At 62.4% G+C, this 15944-nt stretch carries 15 protein-coding genes; 6 read left to right on the forward strand and 9 right to left on the reverse strand.

The features are described from left to right. Positions 1 to 8: 8 nt before the first annotated feature. The 5 genes from LAC81_RS04520 to LAC81_RS04540 all read right to left on the reverse strand — a co-directional run bounded on the left by LAC81_RS04520 (position 9) and on the right by LAC81_RS04540 (position 4239). A complete protein-coding gene (locus tag LAC81_RS04520) occupies positions 9 to 476 on the reverse strand; it encodes a molybdenum cofactor biosynthesis protein MoaE (RefSeq protein ID WP_223726890.1) in 468 nt (155 codons plus the stop codon). Positions 477 to 480: 4 nt separating this feature from the next. Next, on the reverse strand, positions 481 to 741 hold the full coding sequence (gene moaD, locus LAC81_RS04525; protein WP_223726891.1) for a molybdopterin converting factor subunit 1: 261 nt from the start codon (positions 739 to 741) through the stop codon (positions 481 to 483). Beyond that, a complete protein-coding gene (gene pgsA, locus LAC81_RS04530) occupies positions 738 to 1325 on the reverse strand; it encodes a CDP-diacylglycerol--glycerol-3-phosphate 3-phosphatidyltransferase (protein ID WP_104665796.1) in 588 nt (195 codons plus the stop codon). The genes moaD and pgsA overlap by 4 nt, the downstream gene beginning before the upstream one ends. 128 nt (positions 1326 to 1453) lie before the next feature. Then, complete coding sequence (gene uvrC, locus LAC81_RS04535) at positions 1454 to 3478, reverse strand: excinuclease ABC subunit UvrC (protein ID WP_223726892.1); 2025 nt, start codon at positions 3476 to 3478, stop codon at positions 1454 to 1456. Beyond that, the gene (locus LAC81_RS04540) at positions 3475 to 4239 is read right to left on the reverse strand and encodes an SDR family oxidoreductase (RefSeq protein ID WP_223726893.1); all 765 of its coding nucleotides are present in this window, start codon (positions 4237 to 4239) and stop codon (positions 3475 to 3477) included. The genes uvrC and LAC81_RS04540 overlap by 4 nt, the downstream gene beginning before the upstream one ends. A gap of 367 nt (positions 4240 to 4606) precedes the next feature. On the opposite strand from LAC81_RS04540, the gene LAC81_RS04545 reads away from it, so the two are divergent. After that, positions 4607 to 5245, forward strand: coding sequence for an outer membrane protein (locus LAC81_RS04545; protein WP_113536866.1), 639 nt, complete (start codon positions 4607 to 4609; stop codon positions 5243 to 5245). Between the two features lie 77 nt (positions 5246 to 5322). Here the strand turns inward: LAC81_RS04545 and LAC81_RS04550 are convergent, their stop codons facing one another. The 4 genes from LAC81_RS04550 to LAC81_RS04565 all read right to left on the reverse strand — a co-directional run bounded on the left by LAC81_RS04550 (position 5323) and on the right by LAC81_RS04565 (position 8069). Continuing rightward, positions 5323 to 5913: a glutathione S-transferase gene (locus LAC81_RS04550; RefSeq protein ID WP_223726894.1), complete on the reverse strand. Its 591-nt coding sequence runs from the start codon at positions 5911 to 5913 to the stop codon at positions 5323 to 5325. 69 nt (positions 5914 to 5982) lie between these two features. Then, a complete protein-coding gene (locus tag LAC81_RS04555) occupies positions 5983 to 6702 on the reverse strand; it encodes a ribonuclease T2 family protein (RefSeq protein ID WP_223726895.1) in 720 nt (239 codons plus the stop codon). A 2-nt stretch (positions 6703 to 6704) separates the two neighbouring features. Then, positions 6705 to 7148: a hypothetical protein gene (locus tag LAC81_RS04560; protein ID WP_223726896.1), complete on the reverse strand. Its 444-nt coding sequence runs from the start codon at positions 7146 to 7148 to the stop codon at positions 6705 to 6707. Positions 7149 to 7199: 51 nt separating this feature from the next. After that, positions 7200 to 8069, reverse strand: a complete 870-nt coding sequence (locus LAC81_RS04565; RefSeq protein ID WP_223726897.1) for a 23S rRNA (adenine(2030)-N(6))-methyltransferase RlmJ — start codon at positions 8067 to 8069, stop codon at positions 7200 to 7202. Between the two features lie 69 nt (positions 8070 to 8138). On the opposite strand from LAC81_RS04565, the gene LAC81_RS04570 reads away from it, so the two are divergent. The 5 genes from LAC81_RS04570 (at position 8139) to LAC81_RS04590 (ending at position 15936) form a co-directional block, all read left to right on the forward strand. Beyond that, complete coding sequence (locus tag LAC81_RS04570) at positions 8139 to 10274, forward strand: molybdopterin-containing oxidoreductase family protein (RefSeq protein WP_223726898.1); 2136 nt, start codon at positions 8139 to 8141, stop codon at positions 10272 to 10274. A gap of 33 nt (positions 10275 to 10307) precedes the next feature. Next, positions 10308 to 11201, forward strand: a complete 894-nt coding sequence (locus LAC81_RS04575; protein ID WP_223726899.1) for a cation diffusion facilitator family transporter — start codon at positions 10308 to 10310, stop codon at positions 11199 to 11201. A gap of 43 nt (positions 11202 to 11244) precedes the next feature. Beyond that, on the forward strand, positions 11245 to 11841 hold the full coding sequence (locus LAC81_RS04580) for an NUDIX domain-containing protein (RefSeq protein WP_223726900.1): 597 nt from the start codon (positions 11245 to 11247) through the stop codon (positions 11839 to 11841). Positions 11842 to 11944: 103 nt separating this feature from the next. Beyond that, positions 11945 to 14554 (forward strand): bifunctional lysylphosphatidylglycerol flippase/synthetase MprF, encoded by a 2610-nt coding sequence (mprF, locus tag LAC81_RS04585; protein WP_223726901.1) that lies wholly within the window; start codon positions 11945 to 11947, stop codon positions 14552 to 14554. Beyond that, positions 14551 to 15936: a virulence factor family protein gene (locus tag LAC81_RS04590; RefSeq protein ID WP_223726902.1), complete on the forward strand. Its 1386-nt coding sequence runs from the start codon at positions 14551 to 14553 to the stop codon at positions 15934 to 15936. Before mprF ends, LAC81_RS04590 begins: the two co-directional genes overlap by 4 nt. The last annotated feature ends 8 nt before the right edge of the window (positions 15937 to 15944 follow it).

Consider the following 15944-nt stretch of genomic DNA (forward strand, 5'->3'; position numbering starts at 1 on the left):
GGCGGGCGCTACTTCATCGACCAGCGGTCCCGTGCGGTATCGTCCGCATCCTTGGCGCTGACCCAGCCGCCGGTGGTGCCGTCGCCGAGGTGTTCTTTTTTCCAGAAAGGCGCCGACGTCTTCAGGAAATCCATGATGAAGTTGGCGCCATCGAAGGCGGCCTGCCGATGCCGCGAGGCGGCAACGACCAGCACGATGTTTTCGCCGGGAAGGATTTTTCCGTAACGGTGAATGGCTGTGGCGGCCTGGAGCGAGAAGCGCTCGACCGCCTCGTTGGAGATGCGCGCGATCTCCGCTTCCGCCATGCCGGGGTAGTGTTCGAGCTCAAGGGCGGCAAGCGTTCCGGCTTCGTCGCGGCAAAGCCCAGAAAAGGTAACGACCGCGCCGATGTCGCGACGTCCAGCCGAAAGCTTCTCAACCTCGGCATTGAGGTCGAAATCCTCGCGCTGAACGCGCACGGTGACCGGCGCGCTCATGGGCTCAGCCACCCGTCATCGGCGGAAACAGGGCAATCTCCCGGGCGCCGGCAATCGGCTCCCCGTGGTCGACATGCTCCTGGTTGATGGCCGCACGGATGACGTTTTCGTGTTCGAGCGCCGCTTCGTATTCCTCGCCGAGCGTCTTCAGGTACGCGAGCAGGTCGGCGACGGAGACAACGCTGGCCGGAACGTCCAGCGTCTCTTCGCCCTTGCCGATGCGCTCGCGCACCCAGGAGAAATAGACGAGATTGACCGTGCTCATTCGTTGACCACGTGCTTGAGGCCGGCGCGGAAATAGTCGTAGCCCGTATAGAGCGTGATGGCGGCGGCGATCCAAAGGAGCACGATACCAGCCTCGGTCGTGTAGGGCAAAACCTTGTCGCCGGCGGGGCCTGCCAGCAGGAAGGCAATCGCCACCATCTGGATCGTGGTCTTCCACTTGGCGATGCGGGTGACGGGCACGCTGACCTTCAGCGCCGCCAGATATTCACGGAGGCCCGATACCAGGATTTCGCGGCAGAGGATGATGATCGCAGCCCAGATCGACCAGCCGGCGATCGTGCCGTCGGCTGCGACGAGCAGCAGGATCGAGGCGACAAGCAGCTTGTCGGCGATCGGATCCAGCATCTTGCCAATATTCGACGTCTGCTTCCAGATGCGGGCAAGGTAGCCGTCGAAGAAGTCCGTGATCGACGCAATCGCGAAGAGCGTGACCGCGGTCCAGCGCGCAAAATCCGAACTGTGCAGCCGCCCTTCGATGAAGAAGCAAAGGACGATCAGCGGCACGATCAGGATTCGGAAATAGGTGAGCAGGTTCGGGATGCTGTAGGCGACGGGCGTGGGCATGGATTCGTGTTCTCTGGTTCGTCTGGTACAGAATGACTTTGCTGGCCGGAGGTCAACAGGTCATCGTCGGCAACTGTCATATTTGCCCTATTGCATGTGAACGCCGGGTGAATTGTGACACCCGGTTTTCATTTCGCGGCGTCGTCGTGGAAATGTTCGTAAACCAGCCGGGCCACCGTTTCGGAAATGCCGCTGACGGCCATGAGGTCGTTGATGCCGGCGCGGGAGACGGCCTTTGCGGTGCCGAAATGCGTGAGCAGCGCGCGCTTGCGCGTCGGGCCGATGCCGGCGATCTCGTCGAGCGGGTTCTTGACCATCTCCTTCTTGCGCCGCGCCCGATGCGAGCCGATCGCAAACCGGTGCGCCTCGTCGCGCAGTCGCTGGATGAAGTAGAGCACCGGGTCGCGCGGCGGCAGCGTGAAGCTGTCTCGTCCAAGCGCGAAGAAGCGTTCGCGTCCAGCATCGCGGTCGACACCCTTGGCAACGCCGATTGCGGTCACGCAGTCTTCGACGTCGAGCTCTTTAAGAATGGCCCGCACGGCGGTCATCTGGCCCTGGCCACCGTCGATGAGGATGACATCGGGCCAGGCGGGGAAGGCGCCGTCATCGGTCGGCTCGGCGCTCCTGTCCGGCTTGCCTTCTTCCTTGAGCAGTCGCGAAAACCGCCGCGTCATCACCTCGCGCATCATGCCGAAGTCGTCGCCTGGCGTGATGTCGGTCGATTTGATGTTGAACTTCCGATACTGGCCTTTGACGAAACCTTCCGGCCCCGCCACCACCATGCCGCCAACGGCGTTGGTGCCCATGATGTGGGAGTTGTCGTAGATCTCGATGCGGCGCGGTGTGCGTTCGAGCTTGAAGGTTTCCGAAAAGCCTTCAAGCAGCCTCGACTGGGAGGCGGTTTCCGCCAGCTTGCGGCCATGGGCTTCACGCGCATTGGCAAGCGCGTGGTCGACGAGATCCTTCTTCTCGCCGCGCTGCGGCACCTGGATCGCGACTTTGTATCCGGATTTCTCGCTGAGCGCCTGGCCGAGCAGTTCCTGTTCTTCCACGGCTTCGCAAAGCAGGATCTGCCGTGGACAGGGCTTGTCATCGTAAAACTGCGCAAGGAACTGCGAGAGCACCTCAGCTGTCGGCAGCGAGGGGTCGGCCTTCGGGAAGTAGGCGCGGTTGCCCCAGTTCTGGCCGGTGCGGAAGAAGAAGACCTGGATGCAGGAAATGCCGCCTTCGTGGTGGATCGCAAAGACATCCGCTTCCTCGACGCCGGCGGGATTGATGCCCTGATGGCTCTGGACGTGGCTGAGTGCCGCCAGACGGTCGCGGTAAAGGGCCGCCCGTTCGAAGTCGAGGTTCTCGGCGGCCTCGCCCATGGCGGCGGCAATCGTCGCCTTCACCGCCTGGCTCTTGCCCGAGAGAAAGTCCTTGGCCTCCTGCACCAGCTCCGCATAGCCCTGATCGCTGATTTCGCCGGTGCACGGCGCCGAACAGCGCTTGATCTGGTAGAGCAGACAGGGCCGCGTGCGCGTCTCGAAAACGCTGTCGGTGCAGGTCCGAAGCAAAAAGGCGCGCTGCAGCGAATTGATGGTGCGGCCGACGGCGCCGGCCGACGCGAACGGACCGAAGAAATCGCCTTTGCGACTGCGCGCGCCGCGATGCTTGTAGAGCGCCGGCGCCCGGCTGTCGCCGGTGACCAGGATATAGGGAAACGACTTGTCGTCGCGCAAAAGCACGTTGAAGCGTGGGCGCAAGCGCTTGATCAGGTTTGCTTCGAGCAGCAGCGCCTCGATCTCGGTGCGCGTGGTCACGAACTCCATGTTCGCCGTTTCGCGGACCATGCGCGCGATACGGTTGGAGTGGCCGCGCCCCTGGGCATAGTTGCTCACACGCTTCTTCAGGCTGCGCGCCTTGCCGACGTAAAGTACGTCGCCGGTCTCGTTGAACATGCGGTAGACGCCGGGACCGTTTGGCAACAGTTTGACGAAGGCCTGGATCAGCTCCGCGCCTTTCAAGCCGTCCATTTCGGCGTGATTCTCGTTCCACTCGACCGGCGGCGCAGCGTTTGTGCTTTCTGCCGCTTCGACCAGATCGTCGTCGTCTTCCGTCTCGGTACCGTCGTAGAGGATGCCGCCGTCGGCCGGCACGCGTCCATTCATTCCACTATCTCCCTGATGTCGGGCGTTTCCCAGGCGAGGTGTTGGCCCCCGTCGAGCGCGATCATCTGTCCGGTGATCGACGGTGTGTCGAACAGGAACCGGATCGTCCGTCCGAATTCGTCGAGCGTCGGCCCGCGTTTGAGAATCAGCGCATCGACCTGCGCCTCAAAATCCCCAGGGTCCTGCCGTTCGTTCGGCAGCGTCGGCCCGGGGCCGATGCCGTTGACGCGGATGCGCGGGGCAAGCGCCTGCGCCATGGTCCGGGTTGCCGTCCACAGCGCCGACTTGGACAACATATAGGAATAAAAGCGCGGATTGGGAGCCCAGACGCGTTGGTCGATGACATTGATAATGAGACCATTGGCGCCGGCCGGAAGCTGCCCGGCGAAATCGCGCGCCAATAGGGAAGGAGCCTTCACATGCAGGGCGAAGTGCTGATCCCAGATTGATTCGTCGAAAACGTCGAGGCTGTCCTTCTTGAAAACCGAGGCATTGTTGACCAGCAGATCGAGAGAACCGAGCGCCTCGGCGGCGCGAGCAATGAGCGTCGAGGTCTCCGCCGTATCGGTGAGGTCAGCGCGAAGCGCGACCGCCTTCGTTCCAGCTCCGGTGAGAGCCGTGGCCAGCGCTTCCGCTTCGTCAAATGAGGCGTCGGCATGGACAGCGACCGCAAAACCATGTGCCGCAAGATCCTCAACTATAGCTTTGCCGATCCGCTTGGCGCCCCCGGTCACGAGGGCCGCCTTCAGTGCTTTCTTCAACGTTTCATCCCGCTTTTTCGAATCTTCGCGTCAGCGGACGAAGATATAGGCAAGAAACGTGAGGCTGAAACACTCCCTGACAGTTCCTTGCGGAAAAATTAATGGAATTGGCGTAAATTGTATTATTTTGAAGTCTTATAGTATAACTTTCGTTAATCTTGAAATATGGTTAACAAATCCCCTGTGGCTCCAAAGCAACATCAAATTTTGGGCGTGATTGTGCCACCAAAATTTCACATTTTGGCTCTTGTGAATCCTCATTTGCTGGCCAATTTCAGCTCAACCGGGCGGGTTAATTGAAAGTTGTCCGATGTTTCACTGTGGGACCCCAAGCCCGCGGCGCATCGGTACGAAAAGGAGAATATTTATGCGTACGCTCACCACCACCCTCATGGCTTCCGCCATGACCCTCATCGCCTTCCAGGCCGCCCAGGCTGCAGATGCGATCGACGAAGTTCCGGCAGCTCCGCAGGCCGAATACACCGAGCCGGCAGTGAAGAACTGGTCGGGCGCCTATGTCGGTGGTACCGCCGATTGGCACCATGGTCAGCATGACGCGACCGGCAGCAACACGGCAGCTGGTTTCGGCGGCGGTCTCTACGGCGGCTACAACGTACAGAGCGGCCAGCTGGTATACGGCGGTGAAGCCGATATCGGTTACTCCGGCCAGGATTCGACCAAGGGCAACCTGCGCATGAAGCAGGGCGTCAACGGCTCGCTGCGCGCTCGCGTCGGTGTCGATCTGAACCCGGTACTGCTGTACGGCACCGCCGGTCTCGCTGTCGGCCAGGCCAAGGGCAGCGTTGGTGGCGCTTCCGACACGAACACCATGGTCGGCTGGACCGCCGGTGCTGGCGCGGAAACCTTCGTCACCGACAACATCACCGCACGCGTCGAGTACCGCTACACGGACTACGGCTCGAAGGACTTCAAGATGGGCGGCACCAACGTGTCCTCCGGTTACGACGAGCACAGCGTTCGCGTCGGTATGGGCGTGAAGTTCTGATCGGCTTTTGCCGGATCAAAAAGAAGGCCGGGGTGACCCGGCCTTTTTTATGTCCTAACGTTTGTCAGGCTGATTTTTTAGGCCTTGAACTTGGAATAGTCGGGGAAGTGCTTTTCGAACTTCGCCGGCCAGTTCTTGAGCTTGGCACGGCCGCGCTGCCACTCGCCGCTGAAGCGCAACTCGATGTAACGCAGCATCGCCGCAAGGGCGAAATGCCCGGCATGAAGCTTGGCTCCGGTCTTCGGCAGATTGGCGTTCAGGTGGTCGAGACTGCGTTCCACCTTTTCCCATTGCCGGTCGATCCAGGGCTGATGCACCTTTTCCGGCGGGTGCGAGCGCTTCTCGTAGACGATCGCGAGTAGGCTGTCGCAGACGCCGTCGCACAAGGCTTCGAGGATCTCGACGTCGGTCCGCTTACCCGCGTTCTTGGGGTAGAGCATGCCCTTGGTGTCCCGATCGATGAAATGCATGATCGCACGGCTGTCGTAGACCGAACGGCCATCGTCGAGGATGAGCGTCGGTATTTTGCCGAGCGGATTATTGGCGATCAGTTCCGGGGGATTGGCACCGGTGTCGGTTAGCGCGCTGTCCGCCGAAAACCCGGCATAATGCGCGGCCATCCGAACCTTGTTCGAATAGGGCGAAGCGGGCGAGTACAGTATCTTCATCGAACGTCTTTCTTTCCAGGAATTGCGGTTTTCAAGGCGAGCATCGTTTGCGTTCCGATCCCCCGCCAGCTACGGCGCCGGGGGCAGGGACACATTGTCTTTCCGGCAGGCCTGGCGATCGACAGCCGGGCAGGATCGGAAGTTCAGCGATTTGTCGAAGCAGATCCGGATTTCTTCGAGCCTGTTGCCTTCACAGGTAACGGCGACGGCATCCTTCGTCATGCCGGGATTTTTGGCGACGAGCGCGCCTTCGATCGCGTTGACGGACAAATTGGTCTGCTGCCGGGGTGGTGAGAGTTCCGGCGGCAGCGCAAGCCGGTTCCACGCGGCGCGGGTGACGGCGAAATAGTCCTCCTGGCTGAGGCCCGAGCAAGTGCCGTGCTTGCGCCATTGATGGCCGATCAGACCCATGGACGGGATGAGATCGAGATACTGCTTGCCGAGCGACGACGGCACACGATCGGATTGCCGCGTCGGGCAGAAGTCCGGATATCCTCTTTCGTTCTGGGGCCAGAGGCCGTGCACGATCAGGCCGCGATTGGATCCCGCCTCGCATTGGCTGGATTTTCCGTTGGGATCATTGTCGCCACACCAGGTCGGCGACCAGGACAGTGACAGCACGTAAAAATCGAAGCCGCTGCCGATCGGTACCGCGGCGGCTACATTCGCGCTGTCGCCTTTGGTTGTTGTCGGCGCTTTCTCGGTGTTCTGGTCACTGCAGCCGATCAAGCTTGCCGCAACGAAAAGCGCCGGCAAAAGCCGGCGCATAGTCCGGAGTAGTGGCGCCATGCTTATTGAAGCGATGCGCAGTGGGCGCCGTAGACGTACCAGGGATCAAGCCCGCCGACGCAGAATTCGATGCTGCGGCCGACGCCGGCAAAGCCCCAGGGACGTTCGATGACATAGTACAGCGAGCGCTGATACCCGTCCGTCATCACGGCGGTGGCGCGGCAATATTCGCGTTCGACCAGGTGCGTCTCGTCGCGGAGCTCCTGCCTGCTTTGGCCCGTGTTGCGGATCTCGGCGATCGACAGATTGGCGTGGAGATAGTTCGCATCCCGGTATTCGAAGCGGGAGGTGATGAAGCCGAGCACCGACGCTTCGCTGCAAACACCGGTATCGTAGAAGGACTGGGCTGGAGCCCCGCCGATGTAGTCGGCGGCCATAGCGCTCGGCGCTGCGGCGCCGGCGAGCGAAAGCGAAATGAGAAGCTTGGCGGCGAGCGTGCGAGTCATGGGCGTCTCCCTCAATCGTCACTCAAGATTGCGGCGTGTGGCCGCCGCCCGTCAAGCCCCTCCGGTTGCCTGTTCTTCACCGCGCAGCCAGAAGCAGCGCGAAGAGGCGAAGCGATCCTGCGCTAGCCGGGTTTTCAGGAACGGCAGCAGCAGATCGAGTTCGCCCTTCAGCGTGAACGGCGGGTTGACGATGATGAGGCCGGAGCCGGAAAGCCCGGTGGTTTCCCGGTCGCTTCTGACGGACAGTTCGGCGCAGAGCATCTTCGGAATGTCCAGCGCCTTCAGCGCCTCATGGAATGCCTTGATCGGCGCACCCTGCTTCAAGGGATACCAAAGGCAATAGACGCCGCCGGCAAAGCGGCGGTAGCCGCGCGCAAGGCCATCGGCGAGCCGTTCGTATTCGCCCTCCTTTTCAAAGGGCGGATCGACGAGGATCAGTCCACGCTTTTCCTTCGGCGGCAGATGTGCGCCGAGCGCCAGCCAGCCGTCGAGCTCGGTAACCCGGCTTTGGAAATCACCGTCGAAAAGCCGATGCAGCGTTTCGTAGTCGTCCGGATGCAACTCCATCGCCGAAAGCCTGTCCTGCGGACGGAAGAGCATGCGGGCAAGCTTCGGCGAGCCAGGATAGAGTGTCAGCTCGGGCCCGGGATTGAGCGTGCGGATCGACTGTAGGTAGGGAGCGAGGATGGCAGCGATCTCGGCGGGCAACTCACCCTCGAGAAGTCGGCCGATGCCGTCGCGCCATTCCCCGGTCTTCTGCGCTTCCTCGCTGGAGAGGTCATAGAGGCCGATGCCGGCATGGGTATCGAGCACCCGGAATGCCTTCTCCTTCTGCTGGAGATAGGTGACGAGCCGCGCCAGCACCGCGTGCTTCAGGACGTCTGCAAAATTGCCCGCGTGGTAGATGTGCCGATAGTTCATGAGCGCCGCCGATGGCCCCGATCAATTGTTTCGATGGGTGGACGATTGGCTCTTTGAGCCCGTTTGTCGATGCCATATAGAAAAGCCATGAACGTTGCGACCCCCATCAAAGCAGAAAAATCGATAGGTCATTCGGTCTGTCCGCACGACTGTCCCTCCGCTTGCGCGCTGGAGGTGGACCTGACCGCCGAGGGGCGGATCGGTCGCGTGCGTGGCGCTTCCGCCAACACCTACACCGCCGGTGTGATCTGCGCCAAGGTGGCGCGCTACTCCGAGCGCATCTACCATCCGGGCCGTCTCATGGTGCCGCAGCGCCGTAAGGGCTCCAAGGGCGAGGGCAGCTGGCAGGAGGTGAGCTGGGAAGCGGCACTCGACGAGATTGCCGATCAGTTCATGCGCGCCGAGCAGAAGCATGGCGCAGAAGCCGTCTGGCCCTACTTCTATGCAGGAACCATGGGCCAGGTGCAGCGCGACTCGATCGATCGGCTGCGTCACGCCAAGCGCTATTCCGGCTTCTTCGGCTCGATCTGCACCAACATGGCCTGGACTGGCTTGACCATGGCGACCGGCGCCTTGCGTGGTCCCGATCCGCGCGAGATGGCCAAGGCCGATTGTGTGGTCATCTGGGGCACGAACGCGGTCGCGACCCAGGTCAATGTGATGACCCATGCGGTGAAAGCCCGTAAGGATCGCGGCGCGAAGATCGTCGTCATCGACATCTACGACAATCCGACCGTCAAGCAGGCGGACATGGGGCTGGTGCTGAAGCCCGGCACCGATGCAGCACTTGCCTGCGCCGTCATGCACATCGCCTTCCGTGACGGCTATGCCGACCGGGCCTATATGGCGAAGTTCGCGGACGACCCGGCCGGGCTTGAGGCGCATCTTCAGTCGCGCGGGCCGGAATGGGCCTCCGCCATCACCGGGCTTTCGGTCGAGGAGATCGAGGCCTTCGCCAAACTCGTCGGCACGACGCCACGCACCTACTTCCGCCTCGGCTACGGCTTCACCCGCCAGCGCAACGGTGCCGTCGCCATCCATGCGGCGACCTCCGTGGCGACGGTGCTCGGCTCCTGGAAGCACGAAGGCGGCGGTGCCTTCCACTCCAACAACGATATCTTCAAGCTCGACAAGCGCGAGCTGATCGGCTCGGCCTTCCACGATCCGGATGTGCGCATGCTCGACCAGTCGCAGATCGGCCGCGTGTTGACCGGGGACGCCGAAGCATTGCGCCATCGCGGACCGGTGACGGCGATGCTGATCCAGAACACCAATCCGGTGAACGTCGCCCCGGAGCAGCGGCTGGTGAAACGCGGCTTCCTGCGCGACGATCTCTTCGTCGCCGTGCACGAGCAGTTCATGACGGATACGGCTGCGGTCGCGGATATCGTGCTGCCGGCCACCATGTTCCTCGAACATGACGACCTCTATCGCGGTGGCGGCCACCAGCATATCCTGATCGGCCCCAAGGTAGTGGAGCCGCCCTCGAGCGTGCGCACCAACCTCTTCGTCATCGAGGAACTGGCCAAGCGCCTGGGCGTTGCCGACCATGCCGGCTTCGGCCTGACCGAGCGCCAGCATATCGATCGGCTGCTTGCCAATTACGGCATCGGTTACGAGGAGATGAGGCAAGAGAAGTGGCTGGACTGTCAGCCAGCCTTCGAAGACGCGCATTATCTCAACGGCTTCGGCCATCCCGATGGCAAGTTCCGCTTCAAGGCGGACTGGACGGGAACGCCTGCGCCGAACCGACCGCCGAAGTCCATGGGCATTCAGGGGCCGCACGCGGAACTGCCGGAGTTCCCTGACCACGTCGATCTGATCGAGGTGGCCGACGCCGAGTATCCATTCCGTCTCGCGACCTCGCCGGCCCGCTCGTTCCTCAACTCGACCTTTGCCGAGACGCCGTCCTCCATCCAGAAGGAAGTGCGCCCGGAAGTGATGCTCCATGCGGACGACGCAGAGGCGCTTGGCATCGCCGATGGCGATGTCGTCCAGCTCGGCAACCAACGCGGCGAGATCCGCCTGCATGCAAAGATCGGCGGGGGTACACGCCGCGGCGTCGTGATCGCCGAGGGGCTGTGGCCGAACGGCGCCCATCTCGACGGGGAGGGGATCAACGTGCTTACCGGTGCCGATGCCGTGGCGCCCTATGGCGGTGCCGCTTTCCACGACAACAGGGTCTGGCTCAGGTTGGCGCGCTAAAAACAGGTTGTTCAACGACGGACGGAACCCTCCATGAGCGGCGACCACCACCATGCAGATGTCAACAGCACGCCCGTCTCCCGGCTTTGGGCTTCGCTTGGCCTGACCGGCGGCTTCATGCTGGCCGAAGTCGTGGGTGGGGTGCTGACCGGCAGTCTGGCGCTGATCTCCGACGCCATGCACATGTTGACCGACACGGCCGCCCTGGCGATCGCGCTCGTCGCCATCCATGTGGGCCGCCGCCCGTCCGACCTGTTGCGTACCTATGGCTATGCGCGTTTCGAAATCCTGGCCGCCGCCTTCAACGCGCTGCTCCTGCTCGCCGTTGCCTTCTACATTCTCTACGAAGCCTGGAAGCGCCTGTCGGAACCGCAGGAAATCCAGTCGGGCGGCATGCTGGTGATCGCGATCATCGGCCTGCTCGTCAATCTCGCTTCGATGCGGCTGCTGACGAGCCACAAGGACGAGAGCCTCAACGTCAAGGGCGCCTATCTTGAGGTCTGGTCCGATATGCTCGGGTCGCTTGCCGTCATTGTCGGCGCGGCGGTCATCTGGTTCACCGGCTGGCAATGGGTGGACTCCCTGCTTGCGGTCGGTATCGGCTTCATGGTCTTCCCGCGCACCTGGGTGCTCCTCAAGGAGTGCGTCAACATTCTGCTCGAAGGCGTTCCGCCGGGCATGCGGCTCGCCGATGTCCACGCGACGATCGCGGCCGTGCCCGGTGTCACCTCGGTGCATGACCTACACCTCTGGGCAATCACCCAGAGCCAACCGTCGCTGACCGCCCATGTGGTGCTCGCCGAGGGCGTCGATGGCGAAACGGTGCGCCGGGCGATCGAGAGCCGTTTGCGCCAGGAGTTCGACCTGCACCACACGACCTTGCAGATGGAGCGCGAAGATCGCGCCGCAAAGGAACAAGTTCATTAAAGGCTGAGGCGGCTGGATTGGCCCGGCCGCAGAAGGATTTTGCATGAGCACACATCACGATCCGCGCGTCAGGATCATTGGCCGCCGCACGCTCTGGGACGGGTTCATCCATCTCGAGGAGGTGACGCTCGAACAGGACATGTCGAACGGCGTGACCGCGACACTGAAGCGCGAGGTTCACGATCATGGCAGTGCCGCGACCATCCTGCTCGTTGATGCCAGGCGGCAAAGCGTAGTGCTGGTGCGGCAGCTGCGCGTTCCTGTGCTTCTGCAGGGGCACCCTGCTTACATGATCGAAGCGGTGGCCGGGTTGCTGGATGACGACACCCCGGAAGTCGCGATCGCCCGCGAGGCACTGGAAGAGACCGGCTACCACGTCGAGGGCGCCACCCACCTTTTCGATGCCTATATGAGCCCGGGCGCGATCACCGAACGCACGAGCTTCTTCGTCGGCTATATCGACGTCACGGAAAAACGCGGGGATGGCGGCGGGCTCGCGCATGAGGGTGAGGATATCGAAGTTCTCGAAATACCGCTCGATCAGGCCTTCGCGATGATCGCCACCGGCGAGATCTGCGACGCCAAGACGATCATGCTGTTGCAATGGGCTAAGCTAAACCGCAACGAACTCATCGACTAAGGCATTGTTTTATAAGAATATAATTTATTACGGATATTTCACTTTTTGATCCGTATCGGGTAGGCTAAAGCGCTGATGTTCTCATCATTTGACATGGGCGCCCATGACATCCTCCATCTCGGAAAGCGCAACCGACGACGAGCAGCAGGCGGAGGGAGGTTGGATCTCCTTCCTGCGCCGCAACCGTCGCTATCTTTCGGCCGCCGGTACGCTTTTTGTGATCGCTCTCTTCGGCTTTGCGATCTTTCATCTGACATCGGAAGTTCAGTACGACGAAGTCGTGCAGGCACTGGCGGACACGCCCTGGACGGCGGTTGCGGCAGCGATTTTCTTCACGGCATTGAGCTTCCTGGCGCTGACCTTCTATGACGTCAGCGCGCTCGACTACGTCCGGCGCAAACTGCCCTATGCCGATGTGGCGCTGACGGCCGCGTGCGCCTATGCCGTCGGCAACACCGCGGGCTTCGGTGCGCTGAGCGGTGGCGCGATCCGCTATCGGTCCTACTCCCGCCTCGGCATAGAGCCGGAAAACATCGCCCGGATCATCGCCTTCGTGACGCTCGCCTTCGGGCTTGGCCTTCTGACGGTGACCTGTCTCAGTCTGCTCGCCGTGGGCGAATATGTGGCGCCGATGACAGGGCTCGATCCCCTGTTCCTGCGCCTGATTGCGGTCATCATCCTCGGCGGGTTGTTCTCTGTGTTCTTCCTGGCGCGCGACGGCCGCGAGGTGAGCCTGGGACGCCTGACCCTGCGGTTGCCCGATTCGCGAACGGTCTCGCGCCAGTTCCTGGTGACGGCGCTCGATCTGGCCGCTTCGGCGACCGTGCTCTACGTGCTCCTGCCGGCCGGCACCATCGGCTGGCCGGCTTTCCTTGCCGTCTACTCGCTGGCCGTCGGCGTCGGTGTCCTCAGCCACGTTCCGGCTGGTCTCGGGGTGTTCGAGACGATCATCATCGCGACGCTCGGCCACAACACCGATGTCGACACCATTCTCGGCGCGCTGGTGCTTTATCGCGTGATCTATCACGTGCTGCCGCTGGTGATCGCGATCGCCGTCGTCATTGGTATCGAGCTTCGCCAGCTTGCCGGCCATCCCGTCGCCTCCAGCGTCCGGCGTATCGGCGGGCGGATGACGCCGCTGCTGTTGGCCACGCTCGGCATCGTGCTCGCGATCATGCTCGTGCTGTCGAGCGTGACGCCGACCCCGGACGAAAACCTGGCATTTCTCGAAAGTCTGCTGCCCCTGCCGATCGTCGAGGGCGCACATTTCCTCGCGAGCCTGCTCGGGCTGGCGCTCGTCGTCGTCTCGCGCGGACTTGCTCTGCGGCTTGATGGGGCCTGGTGGGCATCAATCGTGATCGCAATCGCCGCCCTGCTGCTGTCGCTGATCAAGGCGATCGCGGTGGTGGAGGCAGGCATGCTCGCCTTCTTCCTGCTGGGGCTGCTCGTCAGCCGGCGCTTGTTCGTTCGGCCGGCTTCGCTCTTTGGTCAGGCGCTCACCATACCGTGGCTCACGGCGCTCGGGGTCATCTGCCTGGGCGGACTGGTCGTCCTGCTCTTCGTCTACCGCGATGTCGAATACAGCCACGAACTCTGGTGGCAGTTCGAATTCTCGGCCGAGGCGCCGCGTGGGCTGCGGGCGCTCTTGGGCGTGACCATCGGCGCCAGCATGCTTGCGATCTGGAGCCTGATGCGGCCTGCTGCAGGGTCGGCCGAACCCGCCTCCAACGACGCGATGGAACGGGCTTTGGCGATCGTCGAGGCACAGAACATGTCCGACGCCAATCTGGTGCGCATGGGCGACAAGAGCATCCTGTTCTCGGCCGATCGGCGGGCCTTCATCATGTACGGTCAGCGGGCCCGTTCGTGGATCGCACTCTTTGATCCGGTCGGCCCGATCGACGCCTGGCCGGAATTGATCTGGCATTTCATCGAGAAGGCGCGTGCCGCCGGTTGCCGGGCGGTCTTCTACCAGGTCTCGCCCGAAGGGCTCGCCTACTACGCCGATGCGGGGCTGCGCGCTTTCCGGCTCGGCGAACTGGCGCGCGTCGATCTCGCTCGCTTCGAGATGAAGGGCGGCAAATGGGCGAACCTGCGGCAACAGGTCAGCCGCGCTCAACGTGACGGTCTTGAGTTTCGTGTCGTTTCGCCGGCGGATGTTCCGGGGATCATGGCGGACCTGACGGAAGTGTCCGATGCCTGGCTTGCGCACCACAATGCCAAGGAAAAAGGTTTCTCGCTCGGCGCCTTCGATCCCGACTATCTGACCGAGCAGCCGGTAGCCATCCTGACCAGCGGCGGTCGCATCGTCGCCTTCGCCAACATTCTGGTGACTGCGACGAAGGAAGAAGGCACCGTCGATCTGATGCGGTTCTCCCCGGATGCGCCGAAAGGGGCGATGGACTTTCTTTTCGCCCAAGTTATGGAATACCTGAAGGCGGAAGGCTTTCGTGCCTTCAATCTCGGCATGGCGCCACTTTCAGGCATGTCGACGCGCCAGATTGCGCCGGTATGGGACCGGGCCGGCCGTACCTTCTTCGAACACGGCGAGCGCTTCTACAACTTCAAGGGTTTGCGTGCCTTCAAATCGAAGTTTCATCCGCAGTGGCAACCGCGGTATCTTGTCGCCAGTGGCGGCATCAATCCGATCCTCGCCTTGATGGATGCGACATTCCTGATCGGCGGTGGTCTCAAAGGAGTGGTGAAGAAATGATCCGTGTCGCGAACGCCTGGAAATGTCTCATCTCGGCGGCGCTGCTGCTTTCGGCTTCCATTCTTCCCGCTCTCGCGGAAGACGCGCCGAAGAGCTACGATGCCGGGATGATCCCGTCGCCGCGCATCATGCTCCCCAAGGAAAAGGCGGCCGCACTCGTCGTGCTGCTTTCGGATGCTGGTGGCTGGACGGACAAGGAGCAGGCGGTTGCCGATACGCTCACCGGTGACAAGACCGTCGTCATCGGTGTCGATCTCAAGGCTTACCTCGCGTCGCTCGCCAAGGATGACGGCGACTGCATCTACATGGTCTCCGACATCGAGTCGCTGAGCCAGCAGATACAGCGCGCCATCGGCAGCGATTCATATCAACTGCCCATCGTCGCCGGCGTGGGTGCCGGTGGTGCCATGGCGCTCGCGATTGCCGCCCAGACACCGCCGGCCACGATCGGCCAGACGCTGGCGGTCGACCCGGAGGAGGGGATAGCGCTCAAGAAGCAGCTCTGCACGCCGGCCGAGAAGGTGAAGAAAGGCGACCGCATGGTCTACGGCTTGACCGACGGCCCCTTACCGGACCCGGTCTCCGTCGTCTTCTCGCCGGAAGCCTCCGCGGATGGGCGTTCGCATGTGGCTGCGCTCATCGCGAAACATTCGGATGTCGATCAGGAGGACAGCGACGACGACGCCTTCACGACCTTGTCCGACCACCTCTCGGACATCATCGACAGCGAGAGCGACGCCGGCAATCCGTTCGGCCTGCCGCTGACCATTCTCGATGCCAAGCCTACGCGCGACACGATGGCGGTGATCTATTCGGGTGACGGCGGCTGGCGTGACATCGACAAGGAGGTCGGCGACGTCCTCCAGCAGCAGGGTGTTCCCGTCGTCGGTTTCGATTCCCTGCATTACTTCTGGTCGGAGCGCGATCCCCAGGTGACGGCGGATGATCTCGCCAAGGTGATGAGCTACTACCGCAAGCACTGGAACGTCCGCAACGTTCTGCTGATCGGTTATTCCTTCGGTGCCGATGTCCTGCCTCGAACCTTCAACCTGCTGCCGTCGGGCGAAAAGGCGCATGTGCGCCAGGTGACGCTGATGGCGCTGTCGCACATGGTCGACTACAAGGTCTCGGTGCTGGGCTGGCTGGGCGCGGAAGGCGATGGCAAGGGCGGCGATCCGCTCGACGACATCAAGCGCATCGATCCGGCGCTCGTGCAGTGCATCTACGGAATGGACGAAGAGGATGATGCCTGCCCCGAATTGAAGGGCACAGGCGTCGACGTCATCGGCATCGACGGCGGTCACCACTTTGACGAGGACTATCCGGCACTGACACGGCGCGTGCTTGATGCCCTCGATCGCCGGCTGGCGTCGGCGAAGTGACGATTTGA

The sequence above is a fragment of the Ensifer adhaerens genome, assembly GCF_020035535.1.
GTDB lineage: Bacteria > Pseudomonadota > Alphaproteobacteria > Rhizobiales > Rhizobiaceae > Ensifer.

What these genes read in the sequence shown, in the direction of transcription:
- LAC81_RS04575 (WP_223726899.1), top strand. Translation starts at nt 10,308, where the DNA reads ATGAGCGGCGACCACCACCATGCAGATGTCAACAGCACGCCCGTCTCC.
- LAC81_RS04570 (WP_223726898.1), top strand. Translation starts at nt 8,139, where the DNA reads ATGCCATATAGAAAAGCCATGAACGTTGCGACCCCCATCAAAGCAGAA.
- LAC81_RS04550 (WP_223726894.1), bottom strand. Translation starts at nt 5,913, where the DNA reads ATGAAGATACTGTACTCGCCCGCTTCGCCCTATTCGAACAAGGTTCGG.
- LAC81_RS04555 (WP_223726895.1), bottom strand. Translation starts at nt 6,702, where the DNA reads ATGGCGCCACTACTCCGGACTATGCGCCGGCTTTTGCCGGCGCTTTTC.
- moaD (WP_223726891.1), bottom strand. Translation starts at nt 741, where the DNA reads ATGAGCACGGTCAATCTCGTCTATTTCTCCTGGGTGCGCGAGCGCATC.
- pgsA (WP_104665796.1), bottom strand. Translation starts at nt 1,325, where the DNA reads ATGCCCACGCCCGTCGCCTACAGCATCCCGAACCTGCTCACCTATTTC.
- LAC81_RS04565 (WP_223726897.1), bottom strand. Translation starts at nt 8,069, where the DNA reads ATGAACTATCGGCACATCTACCACGCGGGCAATTTTGCAGACGTCCTG.
- LAC81_RS04560 (WP_223726896.1), bottom strand. Translation starts at nt 7,148, where the DNA reads ATGACTCGCACGCTCGCCGCCAAGCTTCTCATTTCGCTTTCGCTCGCC.
- LAC81_RS04520 (WP_223726890.1), bottom strand. Translation starts at nt 476, where the DNA reads ATGAGCGCGCCGGTCACCGTGCGCGTTCAGCGCGAGGATTTCGACCTC.
- LAC81_RS04580 (WP_223726900.1), top strand. Translation starts at nt 11,245, where the DNA reads ATGAGCACACATCACGATCCGCGCGTCAGGATCATTGGCCGCCGCACG.
- LAC81_RS04590 (WP_223726902.1), top strand. Translation starts at nt 14,551, where the DNA reads ATGATCCGTGTCGCGAACGCCTGGAAATGTCTCATCTCGGCGGCGCTG.
- mprF (WP_223726901.1), top strand. Translation starts at nt 11,945, where the DNA reads ATGACATCCTCCATCTCGGAAAGCGCAACCGACGACGAGCAGCAGGCG.
- uvrC (WP_223726892.1), bottom strand. Translation starts at nt 3,478, where the DNA reads ATGAATGGACGCGTGCCGGCCGACGGCGGCATCCTCTACGACGGTACC.
- LAC81_RS04545 (WP_113536866.1), top strand. Translation starts at nt 4,607, where the DNA reads ATGCGTACGCTCACCACCACCCTCATGGCTTCCGCCATGACCCTCATC.